Raw genomic sequence first — 10,543 nt, 5'->3', positions numbered from 1 at the left:
CACCCCCTCCGGCGTCAGCTTGAAGCCGAGCTGTTCCAGCTTGGTGGCGGTGGCCTCGAAGTCAGTGTGGCTGACCGAGAGATGATCGATGTCGCGGGCCGAAATTTTCATGCCCGGTCATACAGGCACAACGGCCTCACGCTCAAGTGGGATGCTTGTCCGCAGGCGGCATGCTAATGCCGCGCCGTTCACCGTTCCACTGGAGGAAACATGTCCAAGATGACGCTTTACGGTATCTGGCTGAGCGGCCCGACCTACAAGGCGGGGCTCGCGCTCTCGCTGATGGGGCAGGCTTTCGCCTACAAGCACGTCGATCTGCGCGCCGGCGCCCACAAGCAGCCGGAGTATCTCGCGGTCAACCGCTACGGCCAGGTGCCGGCACTGGTCGACGGCGACCTCAAGCTCTGCCAGTCGGGCTCGATCCTGCTCTACCTCGCCGACAAGTTCGGCAAGATGGGCGGCAAGACCGCCGAGGAGAAGGCGCGCGTGCGCGAGTGGCTGTTCTGGGAATTCGACCGCCTGGCGCCCAACGTCTACCGCCCGCGCGCCATCAAGAGGGGCTTCATGAAGGCCGAGGACAACGTCCTGCAGCTCTACACCGGCCTCGCCAACGATGCGCTGAAGGTGCTGGACGCCTCGCTCGCCAAGTCGTCCTTCCTGGTCGGCAATGAGGCCACCATCGCCGACGTCGCGGTCTACGGCGACGTCGCCTATGCCGAGGAGGGCGCCATCGATCTCGCGCCCTATGCCAACGTGAAGGCGTGGATGGGCCGGGTCGAGAAGCTGCCCGGCTTCAAGAAGTACGCCGACCTGCTGCCGCAGCAGGACGCGGCCTGAGGGACGGAGGGACCGGGCGGCTTGCCGCCCGGTCCATCGTCATTCCTCGCGGCCGCCGACCAGGATCATCTGGACCTTCGCCCAGCGATCCTCGTCGAGCACGAACTGGCCGGACGGCGTGCCCGACTTCCGGGGCATGTTGCCGGTGTTGGTGATCCGCAGGGTCTTGGTTCCCGATACGGGCGTATTGTCGAACGACTTGCTGTCGCGTGTGCCGTCGGGTTTCGTCGTCGTCACCGAAGTGCTGCCGCACAGGCGGTTCCTGCGCCACTCGGCCGGGGCGCATCCGTCGCCGGTCACTTTCACTGTCTTGCGCAAATCGAAGTCGCCGGCCGTCATCATCCTGGCAAGGGCGGCACGATTGCCGTCCGTGACCGCCACTTCGGCGGTGAACTGCTTGGGATCGTTGCCGAGTTGGCAGAAGCAGGTCGACTTGATCTCCGTCTGGGCGGACGCTGGCAGGGCGATGCCCGCCAGGGCAAGGGCAGAGGCCAGGACAAGAAAACGCATCAGGCTTCCTCCACCATCTGCTTCCAGCTTTCCTCGACGCTCTGCCGGTCGAGGTCGCGGGTAATGAACACCAGCCGCGAGCGCCGCTCGGCGTCGGGCCAGCGGGCGAGCAGGGTGGGTGGATGGAAGGTGCGATGAACGCCGTGGATGACCAGCGGCTGGTCCTCGCCCACGACATTCAGCACGCCCTTCACGCGCAACAGGCGGTCGCCCCACGAGGCGCGGACCGCCATCAGCCAGCGGTTGAAGCGGTCCCAGTCGAGCGGCTCCTCGAAGGTCAGGCAGAACGAGCCGATGTGTGCGTCATGGCGGGACCGGTCGACGTGATGATGGTGATGGTCATGCGCCTCGGCACCGAGCCACGCGCGGACGCTGTCGCTTTTGCCGGCCGGATCGAACGGCCCGGAATCGAACAGCAGGGCGGGGTCGATCTCGCCCTGCACGATCTCGTAGAGCGCCGCGCCCGGGTTGAGATTTTCCAGGCGCGCGCGCAGATGGGCGTTGGTATCGACCTCGGCGATATCGGTCTTGCTGATCAGCAGACGGTCGGCGACCGCGGCCTGCTTCACCGCCTCCGGATGTTCGTCGAGCTGGCGGGCGCCGTTCACGGCATCGACGGTCGCGATCACGCCGTCGAGCCGGTAGTCGTGGCTGATCATGGGATGATTGAGCAGGAGCTGCAGGATCGGCGCCGGATCGGCGAGGCCCGTTGTCTCGAGCAGCACCCGGTCGAACGGCGGCGCCGTGCCGGCCGCGCGGCGGCGGGCGATGTCGCGCAGGGTGCGGTCGAGATCGCCCTGGATGGTGCAGCAGACGCAGCCCGACTGCAGCAGCACCATGTCGCCGCCGACCTGCTCCATGAACAGGTGATCCAGGCCCACTTCGCCGAACTCGTTCACCAGCACCAGGCTGCGCGCCATGCGCGGATCGCCCAGCACGCGATTGAGCAGCGTGGTCTTGCCGCTGCCGAGAAAACCGGTGATCAGCGCCACCGGCAGGCGCTCGGCCGACTTGTCGCGATCGAACAGGCTCATGACGGGAACCTCAGCATTTTTGCATATGTAACAATGTAACTCCGCCACTTTGGCTTGACGATAAACCGCCGCGGCGGGACGCTTTCCCAATAAACGATAACAAAGGAGGGACGACCATGGACGCGAGATATCTGCAGGACAAGGAAGAGCTCAAGCAATCGGCGCAGGGCGTCGACGAAGATCGTCGTGCCTTCCTGACCGCTGGCCTGGTCGGCGGCGCGGTCGCGGCCGGCACGCTGGTCGCGGGCGTGGCACATGCGCAGCAGGTGGCGCAGGCGCCGGCGCTTTCGGCCGCGCCTTGGTGGCCGCATCCCAAGTGGGGCAAGGACGACGTTGCCGGCGCCTCCAACTGGATTACGCCGGCCAAGGTCCTCGATGCCGCCAAGCTGATCAAGGACGGCAAGATCTACCGCATCGGCCGCATGTACGAATCGGGCATGCCCAAGTTCGGTGAGCGGGCCTTTACCATGCGCATTCCCGGCTCGCCGACCGGCGGACCGTTCGGCGCCAACAAGCTGATCTATCACGATGAGTTCCTGGCCACCGAGATCGGCCAGACCGGCACGCAGTTCGACGGCCTGGGCCACATCGGCATCCAGATGGGCAAGGACGGCGACAAGAACGAGATGCGCTACTACAACGGCCACACCGAGCAGGAGATCGGCGGCGCCTATGGCCTCGCCAAGATCGGCGTCGAGCACGTGAAGCCGTTCTTCACACGCGGCCACCTGTTCGACGTTGAGGCGGTCAAGGGCAAGATGATGGAGGCCGGCGAGGAGATCAAAGTCGCCGACCTGCGCGCGGCCCTGCAGAAGCAGGGCATGACCGAGGCCGACGTCAAGGAAGGCGACGCCGTCTTCTTCAACACTGGCTGGGGTAAGCTGTGGCTGAAGAACAACGACAAGTTCAACGGCGGCGAGCCCGGCATCGGCCTCGAAGTGGCCAAATGGTGCATCGACAAGGGCGTCTGCCTCACCGGCGGCGACCAGTGGGCGACGGAAGTCGTTCCCAACCCCGACAAGAACCTGGCGTTCCCGGTGCATGGCGAGTTGATCACCAAGAACGGCATCTTCAACCACGAGAACCTGGACTTCACGGCCCTGATCGCCGACCGCAAGTACCAGTTCGCCTATATCTTCTCGCCGGCCCCCATCAAGGGCGCGACGGGATCGAACGGCGGGCCCATCGCCGTTACGTGAGACGCGTGACCGGGCCGCACGGCGGCTCGCGCTCCGAAACGCCCTCGCGCAAGCGGGGGCGTTTTGCTTTGATGCGGCCCAGGAAATCTGGAGGAAAGACCATGACGATGTTCCGTACAGCCGCCGCGGCGGCGCTTGTGCTCGGCATGGCACTGCCCGTGGCCCGACCGGCCGGTGCGCAGGGCATTCCCAAGGCGCAATCGCCGGAAGAGGTCGGCTTCCTGTCGACGCGCCTCAAGAACCTGAGCGACCGGATCAACGAGGGCGTGAAGAACAACGAGCTGCCGGGCGCCGTGGTGCTGATCGTGCGCAACGGCAAGGTCGTCATGTTCGACTCCTTCGGCTTCCGCGACAAGGAAGCCAAGGTGGCGATGACCAACGACACCATCTTCCGCATCGCCTCGATGACCAAGCCCATCGTCACGGTGGCGGCGATGATCCTGATGGAGGAGGGCAAGCTCACGCTGGCCGATCCGGTGTCGCGCTACATTCCGGCCTTCGCCGAGACCAAGGTCGCGGTGCCGAAGAAGAAGGACGACGGCACGGTCGAGATCGCGCTCGAGCCGCAGGCGCGTCCGATGACGGTCCAGGACCTGATGCGCCACACCTCGGGCCTGACCTACGGTGCGATCGGCGCCAATCCGGTGAAGCAGTCCTACCTCGACATGAAGGTGAACGATCGCGGCCAGAGCAACGCCGAGATGGCCGAAAAGCTCGCCAGGCTGGCGCTGCTCTATCAGCCCGGCACGACCTGGGAGTATTCCATGTCGACCGACCTGTTGGGCCGCGTCGTCGAGGTCGCCTCGGGCATGCCGCTCGACAAGTTCATCGAGGAGCGCATCACCAAGCCGCTCAAGATGGGCGACACTGCCTTCGAGGTCCCGGCCGACAAGAAGGCGCGCGGCGCCAGGCCGATGAAGGAGGGGCCGAAGAACGAGGTTCCGGCCGTTCCCGATGTCACGGAGAAATTCACCTGGAGATCGGGCGGCGGCGGCATGGTCTCGACCGCGGCCGACTACGCGCGCTTCCTGCAGATGTTCGCCAATGGCGGCCAACTCGACGGCGTGCGGCTGATCTCGCGCAAGACCATTGACCTGATGACCGCCGACGCCCTGCCGCCGGACATCAAGATGGGTGCCGACATGTGGCGCTTCGCGGCGCTCGAGCCCAGCGCTCGCATGGGCCAGGGCTTCGGCCTGGGCTTTGCCGTGCGCACCGACGTCGGTCGCAATCCGCTGCCGGGAACACCCGGCGACTACTACTGGGGCGGCGCCTACGGGACCTACTTCTGGCACGACCCCAAGGAGCGCCTGTTCGTCGTCTACATGATGCAGTCGCCGGCGGCGCGCCTGCGCTACCGCTACCTGATGCGTGATCTCGTCTATCAGGCGATGGTCAACTGACCGGGAGCCGTCACGCCTTCAGGCGCATCCTGCCCAGGAAGTCGCGCTTGCCGAGGGGAACGCCCTTCGACCGCAGGATGTCGTAGGCGGTGGTGGCGTGGAAATAGAAATTCGGCAGCGAGAAGGACTGCACGAACCCCTCCGCCGTGAACGGTATCTTGGTGTCGCGGATCTGGAAGGTGACGTCCTTGCCTTCGAGCGCATTCACGTCGGCGGGCGTCAACTTTTGCAGAGCCTCGCGCGCTTCCGTCACCGCCTTCTGCAGGCCGGCATAGTCGAGCGGCGGCAATTGGGCCGGCGGCGCGAACAGGCCGTCCTTCACGCCACGCATCGCGCCGATCGAATGATGCGCGGTCGCCAGGACCTGGAAGCGGAACGGCAGCATGTCGGAGTAGAGACGCGTCTCGACGATCTCGTTGGGATCTATCTTGTTTTCCTGGAAGTGGGCGAGGCCGCGGCCGAGGAATCCCTCCATGCCTCCCAGCGTCTGGAGATAGTTGGTCACACTGAGGTCATAAAGTGAAACGGCCATGGCTAAGAATCCTCCCCCGATGAATTTTCACGACAAATATTCTCACTCCCGACCGTCGTGAAACAGCCATTTCCTCATGAGGGCATGAGCGCTTCATCTCTTCGCACCTTCTGCCCGATCGTCTAGTCTCCGCGCCAATTCAATCCTCTTCGGGAGAAACCGACATGATCGACCTTCACTACTGGCCGACGCCGAACGGCTGGAAGATTTCCATCATGCTCGAGGAATGCGGCCTGCCCTACAAGTTGGTGCCGGTGAACATCGGCACGGGCGAGCAGTTCAAGCCCGAGTTCCTGGCGATCAGCCCCAACAACCGCATGCCGGCGATCGTCGACGACGACCCACCCGGCGGCGGCGCGCCGGTCTCGGTCTTCGAGTCGGGCGCCATCCTTCAGTATCTGGCCGAGAAGGCGGGCAAGTTCCTGCCCGCCGACCTGCGCGGCAAATACGAAGTGCTGCAATGGGTCAATTGGCAGATGGGCGGCCTCGGCCCGATGGCGGGGCAGGCGAACCACTTCAACATGTATGCGCCGCAATTCAATCCGCCGGAGCAGCTCACCTATGGCCAGGCCCGCTACAGCAACGAGGTCAATCGCCTGTTCGGCGTGTTGAACAAGCGGCTGGCCGACCGGCCGTTCGTGGCCGGCGCCTACTCGATCGCCGATATGGCGATCTGGCCGTGGGTCGTGGGCTTCAAGAACTTCGGCCAGAAGCTCGAGGACTTTCCGAACCTGCAGAAGTGGTTCGAGGAAACGGGCGAGCGCCCTGCCGTGGTCAAGGGCAAGGCCGCCGGCGCCGAACTGCGCAAGACGCCGGGCATCAACACCGAGGAGCAGCGCAAGATCCTGTTCGGCCAGACAGCCTCCGTGGTGCGCTGACCCCGAGCCCTTGACGCTCCGCCGACGGACAACCACGTTGGCGGAGCCCCCCAAGCGAGATTGAATGGGATTGGGAGGGGCGGGAGGCACTGCCATGGAAAGCCAAGAACGCGACCTTATTTCCGGCCTGTTCGGGCGGATCCAGCAATTCGAATCGCAGCCGCGCGATCCCGAGGCCGAGGCGCTGATCTCGAGCTCGGTCGCGCGCCAGCCGGCGGCGCCCTATCTGCTGGTGCAGACCGTGCTGGTCCAGGAGCAGGCCCTGAAGGCGGCGCAGGAGCGCATCGCCGAACTCGAAGCCAAGGCGAAGGCCGCGCCCGCGGCGGCGGGTTTCCTGGGCAGCGCGCCCAGGATCAGCCCGTGGGGTTCACAAGCAGCGGGCTCACAAGCGGGGGACTCGCAGGCAGGCGGTGCGCCGTCCGCGCCGCGGTCTTCCGTGCCCTCGACGCGTTCGCCGCTGCAGGCAGCGGTGGCTCCGGCGGCCGCGCCCGCCGGCGGCAGCTTCCTGCGCACGGCGATGGCGACGGCAGCCGGCGTGGCCGGCGGTGCCCTGCTGTTCGAGGGCATCCGCAGCATGATGGGAAGCAATCCGTTCGGCCAGCAGCAGGCCGCGGGCCAGACGGGCGCCGTGCCCGACGCACAGCAGCAGGCGATGGCGCAGGACGACAGCCAGGCGGCCGATGGCAGCGCGTCGGAGGATTACGATACGGCGTCCTACGACGAGGACGCAGGCCAGGACATGGGCGGCGGGGACGACGACAGCTTCGCCTGAACGGACTTGCAGGAATTTCGCAATGAACGGGGAAATGACGAGATGATCGAACTTCATACGTGGGGCACGCCGAACGGGCGCAAGATTTCCATCATGCTCGAGGAGTGCGGGCTGCCTTACAGCGTGCACAAGGTCGACATTTCCAAGGGCGAGCAGTTCAAGCCCGAATTCCTGCGCATCAGCCCCAACAACCGCATTCCCGCGATCGTCGATCCCGACGGTCCGGGCGGCAAGCCCTATAGCCTGTTCGAATCCGGCGCGATCCTGATCTACCTCGCCGACAAGACGAAGAAATTCATGCCGGCCGATGCCACCAAGCGCTACGACGCGCTGCAGTGGCTGATGTGGCAGATGGGCGGCTTCGGCCCGATGCTGGGCCAGGCCCATCATTTCCTGCGCGCAGCCCCCACCAAGATCGAATACGGCATCAAGCGCTATGTCGACGAGGCCAAGCGCCTTTACGGTGTGCTCGACAAGCAGCTCGCGGGCAATGCCTTCGTCGCCGGCGAGGAATACACCATCGCCGACATGTCGATCTTCCCGTGGGCGGCGCGCCACGAATGGCACACGGTGAACCTCGCCGACTTCGCCAACGTCAAGCGCTGGTACGACATCGTCAACGCCCGTCCCGCCGTGACCAAGGGCATGTCGGTGCCGTACCTGAATTAAAGGATCATGCACATGCGCAGGCTTGCTCTGTTGGCCGTCCTCGGCCTTCTCTCCGCTTGCGCGCAAACCAGTGCACAATCTCAGCCGCCGCAGGTGGCGGCGTCCTGCGCCGCGCCGCTCAAGCCCGCCCTCGCGCTCAACCTCTATTTCGGCCGCGACAAGCCGGGCGGCATGGTGAGCGAAGCCGAGTGGGCCACGTTCGTTGCCCAGGAGGTGACGCCGCGCTTTCCCGACGGGCTCAGCGTGATCAATGTGGCGGGCCAGTCGCGTGGGGCCTCAGGTTCGGTCGAACGCGAGAGGACCAAGCTGCTGATCATCGTTGTGTTTGATGCGCCGGCGCACCAGCCCAAGGTGGTGGCGATCATCGACGCCTACAACAGGCGCTTTGCCCAGAACAGCGTCTTCCGCACCGAACACGCGGTGTGCGCCGGGCTCTAGACCGTCGCGGGATGGAACCGCTTCAACGCCAGGACGGTCAACCCGACGATGATCGCCAGGACGACGACCTGCGCCACCAGGAACGGCGGCTCCGATTGCGTCGGCGCGAGCGGCTTCAGGAAGGCGAGCTTCTGGAAAGCCTGGACGACGCCCACGACCGAATTGAGCCAGAGCGCGAAGGCAGCGCCCGCGATGTAGATCCAGCGCCACGGCCCGGCCAGCCGGTACTGATAGAGCGCCAGCAGGACCGGCGTCAGCACGACGAGAGAGACGACGCCGAAGATGACGGGCGGCCCGATCTTGAGGTTGGGAAAGAAGAATCCGGTCACGCTCGTGGCGACCGTGGTGAGCAGGAAGGTCATCGTCAACCCGGCGGGAAGCCGCGAGCCCGTCATGGCGAACAGGCAGACGACGCCCGATGCGATTCCGATCAGGCTCAGCACGACGTGCAAGGTCGTGAAGGTCGAGAGCGACATTCCCAGGATCATGACGAGGCCTTTTCTCTGCTGCTTCGCCCATCATGGCGGCGCGACTTTCCCGTCGCAATGTCCGTGCCACGCCTGGCTTGACGGCTTGATCGGCTCGTGATAGGAAATAGACGAAAGAAAGGGCGAACAGAAAGCTTGTTCCCTGGGACTTTTGGCGTTCGATAGGAAATAGAGGGGTGCTGTCGCGAAATGTCGTCGTTGTCGGACACGCCGAGTCCGACACCAGAGGCGATTAGCCGAGCCGGATCAAGGCGTTGAGGAGGGCATCGCGAGTCGCCGAGCGACCAAACTTCAGAACGCCCGATGTTCGGTCTACTGCCGCTCCGCCCAGCCGATCATTCTGGCGATGAAGGCATCGCAGGCATCCATCTGCGATCTGGCGACGAATTCGTTGGGCTGGTGCGCCTGGGAGATGTCGCCGGGGCCGCAGATCACGGTCGGGATGCCGTGGCCGCGGAAGATGCCGGCCTCGGTGCCGTAGGGCACGGCGTAGGTGCGGTTGCCGCCGCTCCATTGCAGGGCGAGCCTGGCCGCTTCCTCGTTCTCCTCGGGTTTCAGGCCGGGCACGAAGGAGCGGCGCTCCAGTGTGATGTTGGCGTCGGGATGCTTGGCCTTCATCCTGGGCAGCAGAAGTTCGGCGACGTATTTCTCGGCCCGGCGTTGGACTTCCCAGGCGTCGTCGCCGGGCAAGGTGCGGTAGCCCCAGCGCAGCGTGCATTCACGGGCCAGGATGTTGCCGGCCGTGCCGCCGGCGACGATGCCGACGTTGATCGTGGTGTGGCCGGGCACGGTGTCGATGTCGGTGCGCTTGCGCTCGGCCAGTTCGACCTGCAGTTCGTTCAGCCAGTGGATGAAGTCGCCGGCGAAGTGGATGGCGCTGACGCCGAGATGGGTCATCGAGGAATGGGCTTCGACGCCGGTGAAGATGGCGACGTGGCCGCCGCCGGCGTTCTGGGCATTGACCACGCCCATCATGGTGGGCTCGCCCACGATCACCGCCTGCGGTCTGGGCACGTTGCCCATCAGTTTCTCGGCCAGCGAGTGAGCGCCCAGGCAGCCGATCTCCTCGTCGTAGCTGAAGGCGAAATGCATCGGCACTTTGAGGCGCGCGCGCTGGAAGGCGGGGACATGGGACAGGCAGGTGGCGACAAACCCCTTCATGTCGCAGGTGCCGCGGCCGTAGAGATTGCCGTCGGGCTTTTCGCTGAGCGTAAAAGGATCGGTGACCCAGGCCTGGCCGTCGACCGGCACCACGTCGGTGTGGCCCGAGAGTACGATGCCGCCCGGCGCGTCGGGCCCGATCGAGGCGTAGAGGTTGGCCTTGGTGCCTTCCTCGTTGGGCACCAGGGTGCTCCTGACCCCGTGCTCGCCGAGGTAGCCCTGGATGTACTGGATCAGCTCCAGGTTGGAGTTGCGCGAGGTGGTGTCGAAGGCCACCAGGCGCTGGAGCATGTCGATGGAAGAGGGGGCGGATGAATTCATGCCGGCACCGTCGCACACCCCGTGCCGGGCCGCCAAGAGCCTGATATTGCTTGCGAAATTGCGGGGTTGTTTGACACCCCCGGAGCCCCCCGCTAGAACCGCCGCGCATCCGTCGTGGATATTTCGATCGCCGGGGTCTTAACGGACTGCGGAGAGGTGGCCGAGCGGTCGAAGGCGGCGGTTTGCTAAACCGTTATAGGGGGTAAACCCCTATCGAGGGTTCGAATCCCTTCCTCTCCGCCATTACCCCGGACTAGCCCGCCGAAATCCCGAAGCTCATCTTGATTGCGATGACCAGGCT

The 10,543-nt window shown here is 65.1% G+C and carries 12 protein-coding genes and 1 tRNA gene; 8 read left to right on the top strand and 5 right to left on the bottom strand.

Going from position 1 to position 10,543, the window contains the following annotated elements; genetic code table 11:
• The first annotated feature begins 210 nt into the window (after positions 1–210).
• On the top strand, positions 211–837 hold the full coding sequence (locus tag EPO55_RS22085; RefSeq protein WP_296339467.1) for a glutathione S-transferase family protein: 627 nt from the start codon (positions 211–213) through the stop codon (positions 835–837).
• A gap of 39 nt (positions 838–876) precedes the next feature.
• Here the strand turns inward: EPO55_RS22085 and EPO55_RS22080 are convergent, their stop codons facing one another.
• Together EPO55_RS22080 and EPO55_RS22075 are read right to left on the bottom strand one after the other, a co-directional pair.
• Positions 877–1,347: a hypothetical protein gene (locus EPO55_RS22080; RefSeq protein ID WP_296339465.1), complete on the bottom strand. Its 471-nt coding sequence runs from the start codon at positions 1,345–1,347 to the stop codon at positions 877–879.
• Positions 1,347–2,381, bottom strand: a complete 1,035-nt coding sequence (locus EPO55_RS22075; protein WP_296339464.1) for a GTP-binding protein — start codon at positions 2,379–2,381, stop codon at positions 1,347–1,349. Before EPO55_RS22075 ends, EPO55_RS22080 begins: the two co-directional genes overlap by 1 nt.
• A gap of 116 nt (positions 2,382–2,497) precedes the next feature.
• Between EPO55_RS22075 and EPO55_RS22070 the strand changes: the two genes are divergently transcribed.
• Positions 2,498–3,580 (top strand): cyclase family protein, encoded by a 1,083-nt coding sequence (locus EPO55_RS22070; RefSeq protein ID WP_296339463.1) that lies wholly within the window; start codon positions 2,498–2,500, stop codon positions 3,578–3,580.
• A gap of 101 nt (positions 3,581–3,681) precedes the next feature.
• On the top strand, positions 3,682–4,983 hold the full coding sequence (locus EPO55_RS22065; RefSeq protein WP_296339461.1) for a serine hydrolase domain-containing protein: 1,302 nt from the start codon (positions 3,682–3,684) through the stop codon (positions 4,981–4,983).
• A gap of 10 nt (positions 4,984–4,993) precedes the next feature.
• Here EPO55_RS22065 and EPO55_RS22060 read toward each other — a convergent pair whose 3' ends face one another.
• Positions 4,994–5,515: a DUF1993 domain-containing protein gene (locus EPO55_RS22060; RefSeq protein WP_296339460.1), complete on the bottom strand. Its 522-nt coding sequence runs from the start codon at positions 5,513–5,515 to the stop codon at positions 4,994–4,996.
• A gap of 164 nt (positions 5,516–5,679) precedes the next feature.
• Between EPO55_RS22060 and EPO55_RS22055 the strand changes: the two genes are divergently transcribed.
• From EPO55_RS22055 to EPO55_RS22040, 4 genes are all read left to right on the top strand, one after another.
• The gene (locus EPO55_RS22055; RefSeq protein ID WP_296339459.1) at positions 5,680–6,393 is read left to right on the top strand and encodes a glutathione S-transferase N-terminal domain-containing protein; all 714 of its coding nucleotides are present in this window, start codon (positions 5,680–5,682) and stop codon (positions 6,391–6,393) included.
• Positions 6,394–6,487: 94 nt separating this feature from the next.
• Positions 6,488–7,165, top strand: a complete 678-nt coding sequence (locus EPO55_RS22050; RefSeq protein WP_296339458.1) for a DUF2076 domain-containing protein — start codon at positions 6,488–6,490, stop codon at positions 7,163–7,165.
• Between the two features lie 42 nt (positions 7,166–7,207).
• Positions 7,208–7,834 (top strand): glutathione S-transferase N-terminal domain-containing protein, encoded by a 627-nt coding sequence (locus EPO55_RS22045; RefSeq protein WP_296339456.1) that lies wholly within the window; start codon positions 7,208–7,210, stop codon positions 7,832–7,834.
• A 12-nt stretch (positions 7,835–7,846) separates the two neighbouring features.
• On the top strand, positions 7,847–8,272 hold the full coding sequence (locus EPO55_RS22040) for a DUF3574 domain-containing protein (RefSeq protein ID WP_296339454.1): 426 nt from the start codon (positions 7,847–7,849) through the stop codon (positions 8,270–8,272).
• On the opposite strand, the gene EPO55_RS22035 is transcribed toward EPO55_RS22040, so the two are convergent.
• The gene (locus EPO55_RS22035) at positions 8,269–8,760 is read right to left on the bottom strand and encodes a hypothetical protein (RefSeq protein WP_296339452.1); all 492 of its coding nucleotides are present in this window, start codon (positions 8,758–8,760) and stop codon (positions 8,269–8,271) included. The two genes, EPO55_RS22040 and EPO55_RS22035, sit on opposite strands and share 4 nt — an antisense overlap.
• A 312-nt stretch (positions 8,761–9,072) precedes the next feature.
• Positions 9,073–10,242, bottom strand: a complete 1,170-nt coding sequence (gene argE, locus EPO55_RS22030) for an acetylornithine deacetylase (protein ID WP_296339450.1) — start codon at positions 10,240–10,242, stop codon at positions 9,073–9,075.
• Positions 10,243–10,392: 150 nt separating this feature from the next.
• Here argE and EPO55_RS22025 point away from each other — a divergent pair.
• Positions 10,393–10,485, top strand: a tRNA-Ser gene (locus tag EPO55_RS22025).
• The last annotated feature ends 58 nt before the right edge of the window (positions 10,486–10,543 follow it).

The organism is Reyranella sp. (genome assembly GCF_004296935.1).
In the GTDB taxonomy this organism is placed as follows: Bacteria; Pseudomonadota; Alphaproteobacteria; order Reyranellales; family Reyranellaceae; genus Reyranella.
Note: the sequence above shows the minus strand (reverse complement) of the source record. Positions and strands in the feature narration are given on the sequence as shown.

Coding starts and splice junctions, on each gene's coding strand:
- EPO55_RS22085 (WP_296339467.1), top strand. CDS start 211: ATGTCCAAGATGACGCTTTACGGTATCTGGCTGAGCGGCCCGACCTAC.
- EPO55_RS22080 (WP_296339465.1), bottom strand. CDS start 1,347: ATGCGTTTTCTTGTCCTGGCCTCTGCCCTTGCCCTGGCGGGCATCGCC.
- EPO55_RS22055 (WP_296339459.1), top strand. CDS start 5,680: ATGATCGACCTTCACTACTGGCCGACGCCGAACGGCTGGAAGATTTCC.
- EPO55_RS22050 (WP_296339458.1), top strand. CDS start 6,488: ATGGAAAGCCAAGAACGCGACCTTATTTCCGGCCTGTTCGGGCGGATC.
- EPO55_RS22060 (WP_296339460.1), bottom strand. CDS start 5,515: ATGGCCGTTTCACTTTATGACCTCAGTGTGACCAACTATCTCCAGACG.
- EPO55_RS22070 (WP_296339463.1), top strand. CDS start 2,498: ATGGACGCGAGATATCTGCAGGACAAGGAAGAGCTCAAGCAATCGGCG.
- EPO55_RS22045 (WP_296339456.1), top strand. CDS start 7,208: ATGATCGAACTTCATACGTGGGGCACGCCGAACGGGCGCAAGATTTCC.
- EPO55_RS22075 (WP_296339464.1), bottom strand. CDS start 2,381: ATGAGCCTGTTCGATCGCGACAAGTCGGCCGAGCGCCTGCCGGTGGCG.
- EPO55_RS22035 (WP_296339452.1), bottom strand. CDS start 8,760: ATGATCCTGGGAATGTCGCTCTCGACCTTCACGACCTTGCACGTCGTG.
- EPO55_RS22040 (WP_296339454.1), top strand. CDS start 7,847: ATGCGCAGGCTTGCTCTGTTGGCCGTCCTCGGCCTTCTCTCCGCTTGC.
- EPO55_RS22065 (WP_296339461.1), top strand. CDS start 3,682: ATGACGATGTTCCGTACAGCCGCCGCGGCGGCGCTTGTGCTCGGCATG.
- argE (WP_296339450.1), bottom strand. CDS start 10,242: ATGAATTCATCCGCCCCCTCTTCCATCGACATGCTCCAGCGCCTGGTG.